This is a genomic window from Lysobacter stagni, from assembly GCF_030053425.1.
Classification (GTDB): Bacteria; Pseudomonadota; Gammaproteobacteria; order Xanthomonadales; family Xanthomonadaceae; genus Lysobacter_J; species Lysobacter_J stagni.
The window spans coordinates 1,204,124-1,221,705 of the sequence record NZ_JASGBI010000001.1 but is presented as its reverse complement, the minus strand read 5'-3'; the positions used below and the strand labels follow the sequence as shown (position 1 = coordinate 1,221,705).

The 17,582-nt window shown below is 70.3% G+C and carries 13 protein-coding genes and 1 pseudogene; 7 read left to right on the top strand and 7 right to left on the bottom strand.

The window, feature by feature from the left end; translation table 11 throughout:
* Nucleotides 1–37 precede the first annotated feature (37 nt).
* From QLQ15_RS05450 to QLQ15_RS05440, 3 genes are all read left to right on the top strand, one after another.
* Nucleotides 38–781 (top strand): DUF4124 domain-containing protein, encoded by a 744-nt coding sequence (locus QLQ15_RS05450; RefSeq protein WP_283211825.1) that lies wholly within the window; start codon nucleotides 38–40, stop codon nucleotides 779–781.
* Nucleotides 781–1,425 carry a DUF4124 domain-containing protein gene (locus QLQ15_RS05445; RefSeq protein WP_283211824.1) on the top strand — a complete coding sequence of 215 codons (645 nt, stop codon included), beginning with the start codon at nucleotides 781–783 and terminating at the stop codon, nucleotides 1,423–1,425. Before QLQ15_RS05450 ends, QLQ15_RS05445 begins: the two co-directional genes overlap by 1 nt.
* A 165-nt stretch (nucleotides 1,426–1,590) precedes the next feature.
* Nucleotides 1,591–3,456: a CocE/NonD family hydrolase gene (locus QLQ15_RS05440; protein WP_283213938.1), complete on the top strand. Its 1,866-nt coding sequence runs from the start codon at nucleotides 1,591–1,593 to the stop codon at nucleotides 3,454–3,456.
* Between the two features lie 285 nt (nucleotides 3,457–3,741).
* Here the strand turns inward: QLQ15_RS05440 and QLQ15_RS05435 are convergent, their stop codons facing one another.
* Nucleotides 3,742–4,518 (bottom strand): SDR family oxidoreductase, encoded by a 777-nt coding sequence (locus QLQ15_RS05435; protein ID WP_283211823.1) that lies wholly within the window; start codon nucleotides 4,516–4,518, stop codon nucleotides 3,742–3,744.
* 105 nt (nucleotides 4,519–4,623) lie between these two features.
* Here QLQ15_RS05435 and QLQ15_RS05430 point away from each other — a divergent pair, with 105 nt between their 5' ends.
* Nucleotides 4,624–4,851 (top strand): hypothetical protein, encoded by a 228-nt coding sequence (locus tag QLQ15_RS05430; protein ID WP_283211822.1) that lies wholly within the window; start codon nucleotides 4,624–4,626, stop codon nucleotides 4,849–4,851.
* Nucleotides 4,852–4,912: 61 nt separating this feature from the next.
* Here the strand turns inward: QLQ15_RS05430 and sppA are convergent, their stop codons facing one another.
* Nucleotides 4,913–6,796: a signal peptide peptidase SppA gene (gene sppA, locus QLQ15_RS05425; RefSeq protein WP_283211821.1), complete on the bottom strand. Its 1,884-nt coding sequence runs from the start codon at nucleotides 6,794–6,796 to the stop codon at nucleotides 4,913–4,915.
* Nucleotides 6,797–6,906: 110 nt separating this feature from the next.
* Nucleotides 6,907–8,286, bottom strand: coding sequence for an MATE family efflux transporter (locus tag QLQ15_RS05420; RefSeq protein ID WP_283211820.1), 1,380 nt, complete (start codon nucleotides 8,284–8,286; stop codon nucleotides 6,907–6,909).
* Nucleotides 8,287–8,564: 278 nt separating this feature from the next.
* Here QLQ15_RS05420 and QLQ15_RS18345 point away from each other — a divergent pair.
* Together QLQ15_RS18345 and QLQ15_RS05410 are read left to right on the top strand one after the other, a co-directional pair.
* Nucleotides 8,565–8,838 (top strand): annotated as a pseudogene (locus QLQ15_RS18345) (DUF3667 domain-containing protein); the annotation flags it as partial.
* A 1,216-nt stretch (nucleotides 8,839–10,054) separates the two neighbouring features.
* Nucleotides 10,055–10,405, top strand: coding sequence for a DUF4286 family protein (locus QLQ15_RS05410; protein WP_283211818.1), 351 nt, complete (start codon nucleotides 10,055–10,057; stop codon nucleotides 10,403–10,405).
* A gap of 19 nt (nucleotides 10,406–10,424) precedes the next feature.
* Here QLQ15_RS05410 and QLQ15_RS05405 read toward each other — a convergent pair whose 3' ends face one another.
* Both QLQ15_RS05405 and QLQ15_RS05400 read right to left on the bottom strand, forming a co-directional pair.
* Nucleotides 10,425–11,066 (bottom strand): DUF3106 domain-containing protein, encoded by a 642-nt coding sequence (locus QLQ15_RS05405; protein ID WP_283211817.1) that lies wholly within the window; start codon nucleotides 11,064–11,066, stop codon nucleotides 10,425–10,427.
* Nucleotides 11,056–12,048 carry a sigma factor-like helix-turn-helix DNA-binding protein gene (locus QLQ15_RS05400; protein ID WP_283211816.1) on the bottom strand — a complete coding sequence of 331 codons (993 nt, stop codon included), beginning with the start codon at nucleotides 12,046–12,048 and terminating at the stop codon, nucleotides 11,056–11,058. Before QLQ15_RS05400 ends, QLQ15_RS05405 begins: the two co-directional genes overlap by 11 nt.
* A gap of 444 nt (nucleotides 12,049–12,492) precedes the next feature.
* On the opposite strand from QLQ15_RS05400, the gene QLQ15_RS05395 reads away from it, so the two are divergent.
* Nucleotides 12,493–14,685, top strand: coding sequence for a primosomal protein N' (locus tag QLQ15_RS05395; RefSeq protein ID WP_283211815.1), 2,193 nt, complete (start codon nucleotides 12,493–12,495; stop codon nucleotides 14,683–14,685).
* Here the strand turns inward: QLQ15_RS05395 and QLQ15_RS05390 are convergent.
* Both QLQ15_RS05390 and QLQ15_RS05385 read right to left on the bottom strand, forming a co-directional pair.
* On the bottom strand, nucleotides 14,682–15,059 hold the full coding sequence (locus QLQ15_RS05390) for a hypothetical protein (protein WP_283211814.1): 378 nt from the start codon (nucleotides 15,057–15,059) through the stop codon (nucleotides 14,682–14,684). The genes QLQ15_RS05395 and QLQ15_RS05390 overlap by 4 nt on opposite strands.
* A 52-nt stretch (nucleotides 15,060–15,111) precedes the next feature.
* Nucleotides 15,112–17,568 carry a spermidine synthase family protein gene (locus tag QLQ15_RS05385; protein ID WP_283211813.1) on the bottom strand — a complete coding sequence of 819 codons (2,457 nt, stop codon included), beginning with the start codon at nucleotides 17,566–17,568 and terminating at the stop codon, nucleotides 15,112–15,114.
* Nucleotides 17,569–17,582: the final 14 nt, after the last annotated feature.

The following is a 17,582-nucleotide window of genomic DNA, read 5'->3' as shown; positions in this document are numbered from 1 at the left end:
GCTTCCACCGGGCAGGCGCGCGGCGCAAGATGCACGCATGCGTCCTGCCTGCCGCACCGCCCTGACGACCGCGCTGCCGCTGCTGCTGGCCGCGTCAGGCGTATTGGCCGCGGACATCACCATCTACCGCTGTACCGACGCCCAGGGCCACCTCACCCTGCGGGACACGCCCTGCCGAAAGGGCGAAACGCAGCAGACGAAGGAAATGCAGCGTCCGAAAGACGCGCCACCGTCGCGCGCGAAGGCGACCGCCAAAGCCGCCGCTCCCGAGATCGAAACCGAAACGACGCTGCCGCCCACGCACTATGTCGTGATGAAGCCACCGCGTCCGATGTACGAGTGCGTCACGCCCGACAACCGCAGCTACCTCAGCGACACCAGCGCCGGCAATCCGCGCTGGGTGCCGCTGTGGACGCTGGGCTATCCGACGGTGGTGTCGCGCGACTCCGGCTACGGTGGCGGCGTCTATGCGCGCGTGGGCGGGCAATTCAATGGCGGCGACGGTCGCTACCAGGTCAGCGTGGGCGATCGCCCACCGCCGCGTCCGCCCGAAGGCATGCCCCCGCCGGGCGGCTACGCCGTGGATTCGTACGGTGCCGGCACCTGGGTTTACGACGAATGCCATGCCCTGCCGCAGGAGGAAGTCTGCGCGCGCCTTCGCGACGAACGCTGGAACCTGGGCCGTCGCTACAACAGCGCGCTGCAGAGCGAGCGGCAGCAGATCGACCAGGAACAGCGCGGCATCGACGCGCGCCTGGCAAGCGACTGCGGAGGCGCCTGATGCGGGCAGCGGGCAAGGCGCCGCGCCGCGCATTCGTGGCGATGATGGGACTGCTGGCCTGCATGGCGATGGCGCCGGCTTCCGCGCAGGTCGTGATCTACCGCTGCACCGACGCCAGTGGAGCCGTCACGCTGCAAAGCGGGACGCCGTGTGCGAAGGGCAGCAAGCAGCAGAAACGCGTGATGGAAACGCCACAGCCTCCCGCATTCGTGCCCGCACCAGCGATCGTGGCGCCCGCGCCTGCGCCTGCGCCTGCACCCATGGACGTTCCCACGCCGCCGACGCCCACGCCCGTTGCGGAGATCGTCGAGGCACCCCGGCAACCACCGCCGGCGTTGTACGAATGCCGCACCTGGGACAAGCAGCGCTACCTGTCCGAAGACGCACAGCCACCGCCGCGCTGCGCGCCGTTGCAGGTGACCGGGCTGGATGGCCAGGGCGACAGCGCGGGCGGCCTGGCGTGCCAGCGCATGGAAGACCAGTGCCAGCGCATCCCCGATGCGCGCCTGTGCGAGGCCTGGCAACAACGGCTGCACGACGCCCAGGCCGCCTCCGCCTTCGGCGCGCCGGACTCGCCGGATCCCCGGCCGGTCGATGTCGCGCACGTGCGCGGCATCCTCGAGGCGAGCAACTGCGCGCCCTGATCCGCCCCGCCTGAATGGCCGATTGCGCCCGTCGCGCGCGTTTTCCACGAGGGGCGGAATCATTCCAGTGCGACGCTCCGTTCGTCCGGCGGCGACGCATCCATGCGCGCGGCCGCCCCGTGTCCGGCGCGCAGGGAACGACCCTTGGAGATGGATTTGTCCTCAGTGCGCCCCGCCCTGGTCTGGTGGATCGTGCTCGTCGCGCTGGCGCTGGCAGCCGGTGCGTTGTTCGTGCTGCGCGAACGCATCCCCGCCAACTGGCAGCAGCCGCTGCGCGCGCTGGTGTTCAACGTGCGCATCGACGACGACGTGCGCATCGTCATGCCCGACGGAACGCCACTGGCCGGCACGTTGTACCGGCCGCGTGGCGCGGACAGCCCGTTGCCCACCATCTATGTGCGCCTGCCCTACGACCGTCGCCGCTACGGCGAGGCACTCGGCGAGGGCATGTTCTTCGCGCGCAATGGCTACGCCGTGCTGGTGCAGGACGTGCGCGGCAAGTTCGAATCCGGCGGCGACGATTTCGTGCCCTGGCGCCACGCCACCGCCGATGGCGCCGCCACGCTGGACTGGATCGCCGCGCAACCCTGGTCGAACGGCAAGGTCGGAACGATCGGCTGCTCGGCGCTGGGCGAGCTGCAGTACGCACTGGCACGCGCCAACCACCCCGCGCATGCGGCGATGATCCCGATGGCCGCCGGCGGCGCCGCGGGCGATGTGGCGGGCCAGGCAGGCTACTTCGGCGCCTTCGAGGGCGGCGTGTTCCAGCTGGCCAGCGCGGCGGGCTGGTTCTCCAAGCACGGCCTGAAGGCCTCGCACGGTCCTTGGCCCGAAACGCTGGACATGGCGGGGACTCTTCGCACGCTGCCGACGCTCGACGTGGTGCGTCGCGTGCGCCCCGGCGCGAACGCCTATGAGGACTTCCTGCAGACCTCGCTGGGTGATCCGCGCTGGCGCGCCCTCGATTACGTGTCCGAGGACGATCGACCGCGTGTTCCGGCACTGGTGATCGACACCTGGGGCGATCCGAGCCTGTCCGGCACGCTGGCCATCACCGAAGCGGTGCGGCGCCACTCACCCGACGCCGCGGCGAACCAGCACGTGGTGATCGCACCGGGCAACCATTGCGAGCACGAACTCATCGCCGGGATCGGCCGCTTCGGCGACCTGCCCGTGCGCAATGCCGACCGCCCGTACCGCGAGTGGTACCTGGCGTGGTTCGACTACTGGCTGCGCGGCAAGGGCGACGGACTGGCGAAGTTGCCGGCCTATCAGTTCTTCGTACTCAACGAGCAGCGCTGGCTCAGCTCGACGCAGTGGCCGCCCGCCGAATCGCGCGTGCAGGCGTGGTACCTGGGCAGCGGCGGCCGCGCCAACGGTCGCGACGGCGACGGTGTGCTCGCCTTGCAACCTGCGCGCGAAACGAACGCCGACGAATTCCTGTACGACCCGCTGCACCCCGTGCCCTCGCGGGGTGGCCCGCTGTGCTGCACGGGCGATCCCACGCAGCAGTCGGGGCCGGTCGACCAGCGCGACGTCGAGGTGCGCGACGATGTGCTCGTGTACACCTCCGCGCCGCTGCAGGCGCCGCTGCGCATCGCCGGCCCGCTGCGCGCACAGCTGGTGGTGTCGTCCTCCGCGCCGGACACGGATTTCGTGGCGCGCCTGGTGGACGTCTCGCCGGATGGACGCGCCATCAACATCCAGGAAGGCGCGCTGCGCGCGCGCTATCGCGATGGCGTGGAACGCCCCAGTCCGATGACGCCCGGCAAGCGTTACGTGCTGGACGTGCCGATGCGTTCCATCGCCTACCTGTTGCCGGCGGGGCATCGCCTGCGCCTGGACATCACCAGTAGCAGCTTTCCGCGGCTGGAACGCAACCTCAACACCGGCGGCCGCAACTACGACGAGTCCGCGCCGGCCAAGGCGCTCAACCGTATTTTCCACGGCGGCGACGCGGTGAGCTTCGTGGAATTGTCCGTGCTCGACACGCCCGTGCCGGAAGAGCGATCGTTCGTCGGTCCGCGCTGATGCCGCTGCGAAGCGCGAATGGATGCGCGTCGAATGTTCGCGCACGTGCGGTGTTGCGAAGTCCGCGTTACGCGCCGGTCACGCGCGATGCGTTCGTTCTTCACCTGCCCCTACGATGGCGCGCAGTACGCTTCACCTGCCTTGAGGTGAACCACATGAGCGAAAGCCCATTCACCGATCCTCGAGGAAGAGGACAGGCCTTGAGCCTGCCGTCGGGCCGCCAGACGACTTCAGCACCGTCCGGCGGCCTTTCTTTTGCGCGCGATACGCACCGCGGGCTAAAGGTCAGAACCCGTAACGCAGGAAGCCGCCGTCCACGGCGATGCATTCGCCGGTGATGTAGCCCGACGCGGGAAGGCACAGGAAAGTCACCGCCGCCGCCACTTCCTCCGGTTCGCCGATGCGGCCCAGCGGCGTGCGCAGCAGCACTTCATCCAGGTAATCGGGGTCGGCCAGTTTGTCGGACGTGCGGCGGGTGCGGATGTACCAGGGCGCCACCGCGTTGACGCGCACGCCGTCCTCGGCCCATTCCACGGCGAGGTTGCGCGTCATCTGGTGCATCGCCGCCTTGCTCATTCCGTACGGCGCGCCCGTGCGCACGTGCGTGGTACCAGACACGCTGCCCACGTTGACGATGCTCGAGGCCGCGTGGCGCGTCAGCAGCGGGTGCGCGTAGCGCGAGAGCTCAAACGCGGAGAACACGTTGATCTCGAACACCTGCCGCCACTCGTCCTCGGTGTAGTCGGTCGTGGCCTTGGTGAGGTTGCCGCCAGCATTGTTGACCAGGATGTGCAGGCCCTCGCCGAAGTCCTCCACCCAGTCCAGCAGTTCCCGGCGCTGTTCGTCGTCGGCGACATCGGCGACGAAGCCCTGCACTTCGCGGTCGGGGAAATCCTCCATCAGCTCCGCGCGCGCGGTATCCAGCGCGGTGACGTCGCGCGCGGCCAGCAGCACGTCGGCACCGAAACCCAGCAGTTCGCGCGCGATCGCGCGGCCGATGCCGGCGCTGCCACCGGTGACCAGGGCCAGCTGACCGTCCAGGCGCCAACGCTTCGGGTCCATCGCCTTCCTCCGTCCGGGTGCAACCGTGATGGCGTGCACGGGGTGATCTTGCCGCGCGCGGCGGCCGGCGTAGCATAGCCGGCGGATCAGGCGAGGATGCTCCGGATGTCGCGAACGCTGCTGTGCGCAATGACCCTGCTGGTGCTGATGGCAGGTTGCTCCAAGCCCAAGCCGCCGGAAAAGGAGCGCCCGGTCGAGCCGCAGGCGACCCAGATGCGCGATGCGATGCAGGCACCCGTCGAACAGGCACGCAAGGCGCAGGAAGAAGCGAAGGCGGCGGCCGAGGCCCAGCGCGCGGCGATCGACGCCGCCACGTCCACCGACGGCGGCTGAGTCGGGACCCCATACGAAAACGCCCGGCATCGCCGGGCGTTTCGTTTGCACTCTGCGGGGCTTACAACCCGCAGAAGCAGTAGGCCAGCGCCTTCACCGGTACGCCTCGGGTCGGCGTGATGGAGCCTTCCAGGAAACGCAGGTCGGCGGCGGCCTGCGGCGACGCCTTGGCGATCAGCCCGCGTGCGAAATCCGAATGGCGCATCCAGGCCGCGCCCGCGCGGCTTTCGATCAGGCCGGTGAAGAAGCGCTCGAACGGCGTCGCGGCCTTCTCCAGGTAACGCACCTGGTAGTCGCCCGCCTTGCCCAGCTTCGCGCGTTCGGCGGCGAAGTCGATGGCCTGCTGCATGCCGCCCAGTTCGTCGACCAGACCGCGCTCCTTGGCCTGCGCACCGGTCCACACGCGGCCGCGCGCCACCTCGTCGACCTGCTCGACGGGCTTGTTGCGCGCCTGCGCGACACGACCGGTGAAGTCGCGGTAGCCCTTGTCGATCACCGCCTGGATGACCTGCCCGACTTCCGGCTGCAACGGACGGGTGATGTCGAAGGCGCCGGCGAAACGCGTGGTGCCCACGCCGTCGCTGCGCACGCCGATCTTCTCCAGCGCGCGCGGGATGGTCGGGATCAGGCCGAAGATGCCGATGGAGCCGGTGATGGTGGAGGCATCGGCGTAGATGCGATCGGCGTCCATCGAGATCCAGTAACCGCCCGACGCGGCCAGGTCGCCCATCGACACGGCGACCGGCTTGCCAGCCTTCTTCAGGCCGACGATCTCGCGGCGGATCTGCTCGGACGCGAACACCTCGCCGCCCGGCGAATCCACGCGCAGCACCACGGCCTTCACGTTCTCGTCGTCGCGCGCTTCGCGCAGCAGCGCGGAGGTCGACACGCCGCCCACCGAACCCGGCGGCTGCTCGCCGCCGCTGATCTCGCCCTCGGCGACCACCACGGCGATCTGCGGACGCTGATCGACCGCCTGGATGCCGCTGTCGACGTTGACCAGGTATTCGTCCAGCGAGACCTGGCGGAAGCCGCCTTCGGCGTCTTCGTCGGCGATGCCGCGCTCGATCAGCAGGTCGTCCACGTCCTCGCGCGTCTTCAGGCCGTCCACCAGTTTGGCCTGCAGGGCGAACTTGGCCAGGTCGCCCTGCGCGGCGGCGATGCCTTCGGGCATCTGGTCGATGCCCTCGGCCAGCTTCGCCGCGTCGAGCTTGCGCGCCTTGGCCACGTCGGCCAGGTAGCGCTGCCAGACGTCGTTCATCCAGTACAGGTCGGCTTCCTTCGCTTCGGGCGAGGCGCCGTCCAGCACGTACGGTTCGGCCGCGGACTTGTATTCGCCCACCTTGAACAGGTGCACGTCGACGCCGAGCTTGTCCTGCAGGCCCTGGCGGAAGTACGTGCGGTAACGGCCCAGGCCTTCCAGCAGCATGCCGCCCATCGGGTCGAGGTAGACCTCGTTCGCCTGCGAGGCGAGCAGGTACTGCTTCTGGTCCATCATTTCCGAGAAGGCGACGACCTGCTTGCCGCTGGCACGCACGCGGGCGATGGCGTCCGCGACCTCGCGCAGCGAGGCCATGCCGCCAGCCTGCAGCTTGTCCAGATCCAGCACCACGCGCTCGATGCGCTTGTCGCGGCGCGCGGCGTCCAGCGCGCGCACCAGATCGCGCAACTGCACCTCGCCCCGCTTCTCGCCCAGCAGCTTGGCCAGGGCGCGCGAGGCGGGGTCACTGCTGAACTGCTCGACCAGCGCCCCGTCGGGGGCGATGACCAGGGCGGTGCGGTCCAGCAACGGCCGCGTGCGCGGCCCGGCGCCGAGGATCGCGAGGAACAGCAACAGCAGGGCAAAGAACAGCAGGTTGAGGATCAACCGGCGGGTGAAATTCATCGCGTCCCACAGCCCGACGAAGAAACGGGCGATGGGACCGCGACGCGGTGTGTCGTTCATACGGACTCCTGGGTCACGCAACCAGCCTAAACGTTGGCGGGCGCGGATTCACCCGCCATTCGTAACACGCACCAGTCGCGCCGGTGTGAGGGTTTTTCGGCCCCGGGGACTCAGGGACCGCGCATCACCAGACGGTCCGGGTGGCTGGAACGGATGAAGCGCAGGCACAGCAGCACGGCGGCGAAGGTCAGGCCGGCGATCAGGCCAACCCACATGCCCTTCGGTCCCCAGCCCAGGCCCAGACCGAGCCCGGTGCCCAACGGCATGCCGATGCCCCAGTAGGCGATGGCGGCCAGCACCATCGGTACCCGTGTGTCCTTCAGGCCGCGCAGCGCGCCGGCGGAAAGCACCTGCACGCCGTCGGGGAACTGGAACGCCGCCGCGTACAGCAGCAGCGAGGCGGCCAACGTCGCCACCGCCGCATCGTGCGTGTAGAAGCTCACCAGCAGTTCGTTGCCGGTGAGCAGCACGATGCCCGACAGCAACTGCGTGCCCAGCACGATCGCGTAGCCGGCCTTCGCCGCGCGGCGCACGCCGTGGAAGTCGGCGCGACCCAGCGCGTGGCCCACGCGCACCGTGGTGGCCTCCGCCAGACCCATCGGCACCATGAAGCATAGCGCGGCGAGGTTGATCGCGATCTGGTGTGCGGCCGCCGGCACCTGGCCCAGGCGCCCCATCAGCAGTGCGGTGGTGATGAACAGGCCGCCTTCCATCAGCACGGTCACGCCGATCGGAAGGCCGGTGGCGAGCAGGCCGCGGATGGTGGGCCAGTGCGGCAGGTCGAAGCGCTCGAACAGCCGCAGATCGGCGAAGCGCCGGGCCTTGCGCAACACCAGGAAGAAGCCGATCGCCTGCAGCCACAGCATGATCGCCGAGGCGACACCCAGCCCGCCGGCACCCATTTCGGGAAAGCCGAACTTGCCGAACGTCAGCGTGTAACCCACCGGCAGCAGGATCAGCAGCCCGCCCGCGCTGAGCAGCAGTGTCGGCAAGGTCCAGTGCAGCCCTTCGCTGAGGTAGCGCATGCAGAAGAACAGCGTCAGCGCCATCACGCCCCAGCGGATGCCGTGCAGGAACGCGGTCGCGCCCGGCACGATCTCCGGTGCGATGCCCATGGGCAACAACGCATGCGGGATCAGCGTGAGGAAGGCGAACAGCAGCACGCCCAGACCCGCGGCCAGCCACAGGGCCTGGCGGAACAGCGAGCCGATGTCGCCGCGCCGGCCTGCGCCATCGAGCTGCGACACCGACGGCGGTACCGACAGCAGCGTTCCGATCGGCACCATCATCGGCAGCCACCACAGTGCCGTGCCGATGGTGACCGAGGCCAGCGTGGTGGTGCCGTGGTGGCCGGCGAGTACGTTGTCGACGAAGCCGATCAGGCCCGTGGAAACATGGCCGCCGACCAGCGGCGCGGCGAGCAGGGCGGTGGTGCGTACTTCGGCCAGCAGGCCCGTGCGGCCCGGGGCGTCAACGGAAGGAAGCGACATCGGATGCAACCAGACGCGCGACTGCGGCCGCGCGACCGCATCCATTGTCGGGCGCTGGCGCCGGGTCGCGGCGGACGGCTATCTTACTGACCCGGCATGAACCGCCGGTTTGCCGCTTTCGCTGTTCGTCCGGACGCGTCCACGGGACCACGCCGGGCGACCGTCCGTCGAAGTCCGTCGATCCCCTTCCACACGGGGATCACGTCGCCATGGCCCTGCGCCGCGGCTTTCTGGGGAGAGGTTGCAGGACCGTGAGCACATCCGCTGGACACGACGTTCCCACCCATTGCGAGAACTGCGGCGCGCCGCTGCAGGGACACTACTGCCACTACTGCGGGCAGTCGGTGCTCAATCCCATCCGTAACGCCACGCACGCGCTGGAAGAAGTGTTCGAGGCGTTCTGGCACCTGGACGGCCGCATCTTCCGCACGCTGCGCGACCTGCTCTGGCCGGGCCGCGTTGCCGTCAACTACATCGCCGGCCAGCGCGCGAAGTACGTCGCGCCGCTGCGCCTGTTCGTGGTGCTGAGCGTGCTCACGTTCTTCGTGGCGCAGCTGGTCATCCACGTCGACAGCGAGAGCACCAGCTCCGGCGTGCAGTTCCTCGACGAGGGCGCGTCCAGGGAGCCGGCCCAGGCCCGCAAGGTCAACCGCGAGAGCCGCAAGTTCGCCGACGCCGACACCATCGCGGAAGTAGAGAAGGTGCGCGCACGCGAACTGGCCGATCTCGCCGAAGGGCTCGAAGCCGTTTCGACGATGCTGCCGCACGTGCGCAAGCCGTTCGAGATCGCGATGCAGGACGTGAACGCCGCCGCCGATCGTCGCATCGAGGCTATCCGCACGGAGTTCGGGCTGTCGGCGGAGGAAGTGGACCGCCGAAAGCGCGAAGCGCGGGCCGAACTGCAGACCAAGGCCACTGCCGCGAAGGCGATCCCGAGCATGGAGAAGGCGCAGAACCTGGGCGACCTGGAGCGCCTGCGCAATGAGCGCCTGGAACGCCAGCGCGCCGAACTGGCCGCCATCCCCGCCGCGCAGGAGCGCCAGCGCAAGCTGCAGCTGGTCGAGATCCGCGAGACCAACCAGGCCGCGGGCTGCCGTGCGGCGAAGCTGCAGATCGACGTGGCCACCGCCACCGAGACCGGGCTGCATCGCAAGGCCACCGACGACGCGCGCGTCTACGGCGACACCAACTGCGATGGCCGGCTGACGCTGTTCGGCAGCAACGATCCGTGGGACGAGGAACTCAATCCGCTGACCTTCAGCTGGGCGCCGGCGTTCTTCAACACCTGGGTCAACAAGCAGATCGCGCACGGCAAGGAGAACGTGGCGCGCATGCAGCGCGACGTCGGTCTGTGGGTGCGCGCGATGCTCGGTGCGGTGCCGTCGGCGCTGTTCCTGCTGGTGCCGGTGTTCGCGCTGCTGCTCAAGCTGGCCTACCTCGGTTCCGGCCGCCTGTATCTGGAGCACCTCGTGGTCGCGCTCTACAGCCATGCGTGGCTGTGCCTGTCGCTGCTCGCGTTCTTCCTGGTGATGGCGCTGGACAACGCGATCACGCCGCACTGGGCCGCGTTCGGCTGGATCACCGGCTTCATCGAGTTCGCGCTGTGGGCGTGGATGCCGGTGTACCTGTGGCTGATGCAGAAGCGCGTGTACGGCAACGGCTGGCTGGTCACCACAGTGCGCTACCTGGTGATCGGCAACCTGTACTTCGTCCTGCTCGGCTTCATGGTGGGATTCCTCGCGCTGGCAAGCATCGTGCGGATGTGACCGTGCGCGGCGCCGACGACACCCGCGTGATCTACGAGGTCGACCTCGACCTGGAGGCGGCCATCGCCGCCGATTACGTGTCGTGGCTGCAGGCGCACGTGCGCGAGATCCTCGCGCTGCCGGGCTTCATCGACGCGCGCGTCTCGCGGGTGGAGGAACCGGCCGCCGAGCCGGACCGCGCGTGGCTGTGCGTGCATTACGTGCTGCGCGACGCGGCGGCACTGGAAGCCTACCTGCGCGATCACGCACCGCGTTTGCGTGCGGAAGGTCAGGCGCGCTTCGGCGGCCGTTTCCAGGCACGACGGCGCATCCTGCGGGTGTTGTCCGAGCACGGCGCAACACCGCGCGACTGAACCGGATCGCGTCGCGCGGCTAGTGCTGCAGGCGTCGCCACAGCCAGTCGTTCCGGTCGTCCGCGCGCACCGACAGCAGTTCGCGGCGCAATGCCTCGCGAGCGGCCGGTGGTGTGCGCTGGGCCAGCACGCCCAGTTCCTGCCGCTGCTGCGGCGTCATCGAACGCAACGCCGCCAGCAGCCGCGCGTGGTCGGCTTCGGGCACCTGCGCGAGCAGCGGTTGCAGCATCCGGTAGTCGGCGCCGACGGTCGGACCGAGCAGCCAGCCGCGGCGTTCGCTGCGGTCGATCGCATCGAACTGCGCACGCCATGCGGCCTGGAGGTCCGGCGGGAGGGCGGCGAAACGCTCGCCGGCGGCCTGCAGATGCGCCTGTTCCGACGCCGGCAACGCACGCCACGCCGCGTACTGCTCGCGGCGTGCATCGCGCTCCGCGCGCGGCAGGGCGTCCCATGCGGCCATGCGCGCCCGGAAGTCCGACTGCTGCGCAGGCGACCACTCGTCCCATTGCGCGGCATTGCGTCGAAGTGGCGCCTGCGCGGATGGCGGCAGGCGTTCGAGCAGTTCGGCCAGCTCAGGCGGCGCCGAGACGGCCGTCGCGGCGACGGCGCACAGCGCGCCGGCCAGCAGTGGGGCGCACCAGCGCAGGCGATCACGGCGCATCGGACGTCTCTGCTCCGGCCTCGGTCTCGCCCTCGGTCGGCACCGGCGACGGCGGCACCGTCGTGTCGCCGGGCAGGTCCGCCGGCGGCGTGGGCCGTTCGACGCCTGCCGCCTGCTGTGCGGCGAACCAGCTGCGGAACTCGAGGTCGCGCGCATCGGCCTGGCCCTGCGCATCGGCCAGCAGGGCGAAGTCGCGGTGGGCCACGATCGCCAGCTCGTCGCCGTAACGCGAGGCTGGGGCGCCGCCCTCGGGCAGGGGTTCGACGTCCACACGCCCGGAGGCCCCCATGCCCGGCAGGTCGCCCCCCCAGCGCCAGAAGGTCGCGGCCAGCGCCAGCACGCAGATCCCGAGCAAGCCCCACAGCAGCGGCATGAGCCAGCGCGGGCGTCGGCGGGCCGTTGCCGGCAATGCCCGAGCCTCCGCGGCCGGGCCGGCTTCGCCGCGCAACGCTGCTTCCCGGGCGTTGCTCAGGCGTACCAGACGATCGGGCGGCAGCGTCTTGATGCGGCGATGGATCTGGTCGCGCAGCTGCTGCCACGTCGAGGGGTCGGCACGACCGTCCGGGTGGTGCGGCAACGCGCGCTGCAGGGCCAGGCGGTAGCTGGACTCGGGCAGGCCCAGCACCTCTGCGGCATCCTCGTCCGACAGACCGGCCGCGACGCGCAGCAGCAGCGCCGCACGCGGCCCGCTGCCCAGTTCACCCAGGCGATCGGTCGCCTCGATGGCCAGGGCCACCTGGGTGCGCTGGCGCAACTGTGGCTGCGTCAGCAACAGACCCCAGAAACGGGTTGGCCAGGCGGCCATGGGGGTGGATTCGGCCTCGGCGCGGAAGCGCGCCATGGCCTGTACCAGGGCGGCATCGCCGGCCATCGCGTCGCCGGCCTGCAGCTCGGCCAGGACCGCCCCGCGGCGCTCCACGCCACGCAGGAAGGCGGACAACGCCGGCGGCGCGGAACGGACGGAAGTCGGGGGAACGCTCATCGGGACTGCATCACCATACGCCGCATCATAGCGAGCGCTTTCCCCCGTAAAACCGCTTGACAACGGCGCCGCACCCGCTCCGCCAAGCGTGGCGCGGCCTGCACCGAAAAAGCGGTTGTGCACAGCAGTAACGCAAACGTCACCCACGCTCGGCTGAACGGGGACCGCGCCCGGGTGACAACCATGTTTCACAGGCAACTATCTGATCCAAAAGGAAATATCCGGGTTGGCACTTTTTTCACCAACCCGACTGAAAGGCTTGTTTCTGCGTGATCGTGCCGTTCTGCCAACCCGCCATGCACAGATTTATCCACAGGCGGTGTGGATAAAGGACTTTTCCCAGTGTGGCCGGCCACTTGCGTGACTTTTGTCACAACCGCGGCAGCTATGGGACGCAACTGATCCGGCGCGTTTGCCGTCGCGCCGGCCCGGTAGACTGAGCCGATGCTCGACACCTCTTCGCCCCCGGTCTGGCGGCTGGCTCTGCCGCTGCCATTGCCGCGGCTGTTCGACTACCTGCCTCCGCCCGGCGACGACGCCAGCGCGGCGGATGTGGGCGTCCGGGTCCGGGTGCCGTTCGGTTCGCGCGAGCTGGTGGGGGTCGTCGTCGAGGTCGGCCCTGCCGAGGGCGACGCCCCGGAACTGCGCCACGCGCTGGCGCGGCTCGACCCCGACCCCGTCCTTCAGGGCGAGCTGCTCGAGTCGCTGCACTGGCTGGCCCGCTACACCCACGCGCCGCTGGGTGAGGTGCTGGCCACCGCCTTGCCGGCCGCGCTGCGCCGCGGCGAACCGCTCCCCGACACCCATGCCTGGGCCTGGCAACTGACCGAGGGCGGCCAGACCGCGCGCGAACGCCTGCGCGATGGCCGCCCCCGTCGCCTGGCCGACCACCTGCTCGCCGGCCCTCTCGATGAGGACCGGCTCGACCTGGCGTTCGAGGACTGGCGCTCGGCCGCGCGTGCGCTGGCCAAACGTGGCCTGGCCGAACGTGTCGCGGTGCCGGCCGTGGCGCACGCACCGATGCCGCAACCGGGCCCACAGCTCAACGCCGAGCAGCAGGCGGCGGTGGAGGCCGTCCACGCCTCACGGGAGGGATTCGCCGCGCTGCTGCTGGACGGCGTCACCGGCAGCGGCAAGACCGAGGTCTACCTGCATGCCATCGCCGACTGCCTGGCGCGTGGCCGCCAGGCGCTGGTGCTGGTGCCGGAGATCGGACTGACGCCGCAGACGCTTGCCCGCTTCCGCGCCCGGCTGGGCGTACCGGTGCACGTGCTGCATTCGGCGCTGGGCGACGGCGAACGCGCGCGCACCTGGGCCGCGTTCGCACGCGGCGAGGCGCGGGTGGTGGTCGGCACGCGATCGGCGGTGTTCCTGCCACTGCCGGACGCCGGGCTGATCGTGGTGGACGAGGAACACGACGGCAGCTTCAAGCAGCTCGACGGTATCCGCTACCACGCCCGCGACTTCGCACTCGTGCGTGGCAAGGCGCTGGGCGTGCCCGTGCTGCTGGGCAGCGCCACGCCGTCGCTGGAATCCCTGCGCAACGCACAGGCCGGGCGCTACGCCCACCTGCGCCTGCAGCAGCGCGCTGGCGATGCGCAGCCGCCGGCGGTACGCATCTGCGACGTGCGCAAGCGGCCGCTCGAAGCCGGGCTCTCGCCGGAGATGCTCGACACCATCGGCCATGCGCTGGACGCCGATGGCCAGGTGCTGGTGTTCAAGAACCGACGCGGCTATGCACCGGTGCTGCTCTGCCACGACTGCGGCTGGAGCGCGCAATGCCAGCGCTGCGACGCACCGATGACCGTGCACGCGGGCGGGCGACGCCTGCAATGCCATCACTGCGGCGCGCGTGGACCGGTGCCGAACGCCTGCCCCGACTGCGGCGGCCTGGCACTGCAACCCCAGGGTGCGGGCACCGAGCGGATCGAGGAAACCCTCACTGCACGCTTCCCCGACGTACCGGTGCTGCGCATCGACCGCGGCACCACGCAGCGGCGCGATGCGCTGGAACAGGCGCTGGCGAAGTTCGGCACGCAGCGCGGCATCCTCGTCGGCACCCAGATGCTGGCCAAGGGCCACGACCTGCCCAACCTCACGCTCGTGGCCGTGGTGGGCGTGGACGAAGGCCTGTTCTCGGCGGATTTCCGTGCGCCGGAGAAGCTGGCGCAACTGTTGATCCAGGTTGCCGGACGCGCCGGGCGCGCACAGCGCGCCGGCGAGGTGCTGCTGCAGACGCACCACCCCGGGCACCCGCTGCTGACCACGCTGCTGTCGGGCGGCTACCACGCCTTCGCCGACGAGGAACTCGCGCAGCGCGAACTCGCCGGCTTCCCGCCATTCGCGCACATGGCGATGTTCCGCGCCGAAGCCAAGGACGTCGCCGCCTGCGATGCGTTCCTGCGCGTCGTGCGCGAAGCGCTGCGTGCGTTGAACGCGCCACTGGACGTACACGGGCCGCTGCCCGCGCCGATGCCGCGCCGCGCCGGATTCCAGCGCATGCAGTTGCTGCTCTCCGCCGCCGACCGTCGAAGCCTGCACGCGTCGCTGGACGCGACGCTTCCGGCGATCTACGGCGCACCCGAAGCGCGTCGCGTGCGCTGGTCGCTCGACGTGGACCCGGTCGATCTGTACTAGCCCGTCGGCGATGCGCCGCGCGCCGGCCACACCCACGCGGCGAACACGTACAGCGCCACCGCCAGCAGCAACGTCGCGCGCAGACCGAAGGCGATCGCCAGCAGCAAGGCGAGGATCGCCGCCACCACCGAAGCGCAGCCGTTGATGCCCCACGCCCAAGGCACCAGCCCCGGTTCCTCCTGCGCCAGGCGTGCCAGCCCCAGGGGAAACGGCATGCCCATCGCGAAAGCCAGCGGCGCCAGTCCGACCAGCCCTGCCACCGCGCGCCACGCCACCGGCCACGCGGCGGCGTATTCGTGCACCAGTGCGAACACCACGAACTGCCACACCATCGCGAACACGATCGCGCGCGCGGCCCACGATCTACGGCGCACCCGAAGCGCGTCGCGTGCGCTGGTCGCTCGACGTGGACCCGGTCGATCTGTACTAGCCCGTCGGCGATGCGCCGCGCGCCGGCCACACCCACGCGGCGAACACGTACAGCGCCACCGCCAGCAGCAACGTCGCGCGCAGACCGAAGGCGATCGCCAGCAGCAAGGCGAGGATCGCCGCCACCACCGAAGCGCAGCCGTTGATGCCCCACGCCCAAGGCACCAGCCCCGGTTCCTCCTGCGCCAGGCGTGCCAGCCCCAGGGGAAACGGCATGCCCATCGCGAAAGCCAGCGGCGCCAGTCCGACCAGCCCTGCCACCGCGCGCCACGCCACCGGCCACGCGGCGGCGTATTCGTGCACCAGTGCGAACACCACGAACTGCCACACCATCGCGAACACGATCGCGCGCGCGGCCCACGCGATGCGCCGTGCCAGGCGCGTGTCGTCCATCGCCGATCCGCCCATCCAGCGCTGCACCTGCAGGCTGCCCAGACCGGCGAACAGCAGCATGCCCGCCAGCCCGACGTTGGCCGCCACCAGCGGATGCCCCAGCAGTCCGTTGAGGCGCGAGAGCATCGCGATCTCGACGAACAGGAAGGCCAGCCCCAACGCCAGGAAGTACGCGCCGACGCGCAAGCGCGGCGTCCGCGCGTGCCTACGCGGCATGGCACGCAGCGGCCACAGCACCAGCAGCAGCGCCAGCGCGATGGCCTGCAACAGCGCCGCCACCAGCAGCAGGTAGCCCGAATCGAGCAGCACCGCGCCGCCCTGCCCGCGCAGGCGGATCAGCTCCGGCAGGCTGCGCCAGCGGAAGTAGTGGCCGAAGTAGGGGCGATCGTCGTGCGCGGGTGCGATGTCGAACTTGTAGCCGCGCACGTAATCGCGCGCACGCGGCGACAGCAGCACCTGCACGCCATCGAACAACGTCGGCGGATCGAGCATGTGGAAGCGCTCCTGCGCCGGCGTGCGCCAGCCGGGCGCATGGACCACGTCGAATCCGAGTGCGTCCGCGAAACGCCGCAGCGACGCGACGGCCCGCGCCGGCAACGGCTCGCGCGCGATCACCCACGTGCTGGCATCCCAGTTGCGGATGGCGGCGAGGTGTCGCGCAGGCGCAGCCACGCCCTCCGCGCGCAGGGCATCGATGGCGGTGGCGAACAGTTTCAGCTCGTCGCGCGGCGGCTGCTTGCTCCATCGCGTGGCGACGATCATCCCGCGCGGGGTCAGGCGCGAGAGGTACTCGCGCAGGGCCTCCACCGTGAGTGCGTACTGGTCGCTGACCGACTGGACGCCGGCGCCGCCACCGGCGAAGGATTCGCCACCGGCCAGCACGATCAGGTCGTAGCGCCGGGGGCTGGCGCGTACGAATGCGCGCGGTTCGGCAACGAACGCGTGCACGCGACGGTCCCGATACAGCTCGCCGCTGTACGCGGCCAACGTGTCGCGCACCCAGTGCAGGCGCTGCGCGGACGGCTCCACCGCATCCACGCGATGCGCGCCCAGGCTCAGCGCCTGCAGGACATCGACGCCGCCACCGGCGCTCAGCACCAGCACCGAATCAGGCTGCGCCATGCGGTACGGCAACGCCGAGGTCATGGATTCCAGCCAGCGCCAGGCCGCGCCGCCGTCGTCGTGCACCACGATCGAAGGGTCGTCGCCATCGGTGTACAACGCCATCTGTTCCGGCGGCTCGTCCGTGTACGACAGGCTCAACCCCGGTGCCCGGCGCAGCGGTACCTGCGCGCTCGTCAGCAGTGTCAGCTGTCCGTATGGGCCCGACTGTTCGGCCACCACGCGCGCGCCCGGAACGAGCAGCGTGCGGCTGAGATCCTTGAACTCGTTCACCGGCGGCGATGCCCACGGCCCCGGCCAGATCGCCAGCAATGCGATCACCACCCCGGCAGTCGCCCAACGTGCACGCGCGCGGTTCGCGGTGAGCAGTGCGGCGATGGCGCCACCCATCGCGCACAGCAGCAATCCGTGCTGCACCGGCACGTGGCTCAGGGCCAGTGCGGCGATCGCACCGACGCCCGCGCCGAGCAGGTCCGCGCCGTACAACGACGGTATGCGCGGCCCGTGCCGTGCGAACGCCAGGCCGAAACACGCGGCAGCGAAGAAGAACGGCACCGACAGCGTCACGTAGAGCGCCGCCAGCCATGCCAGCTGGCGCGGATTCCACACCAGCTCCAGCCCATTGAACGGAATCGCGCGCGCCAGCATCGGCGCGACGGCCGCCGTTGCGGCGAACAGCAGCGCGCAACGGACGAACAGATCGTCCAGTCGCGCCGGTTCGCGGGCGCGACGGTGCAGGTACAGGCTCAGCCACGTTCCGCTGGCGCCGTGCCCGAGCAACGCCAGGCTGATGATCATCACCGCGAACGGATGCCAGTGCGCGACCGCGAGCCAGCGCATCAGCAGCAACTGGTACGCCAGCGCGGCGGGGGATACCAGCGCGATGGCGAGCGACAGGCGAAGCAGGGAGCCCGGAGGCGCGGAGGCAGGCGGCTTCACGGCGTGCGCGTCCG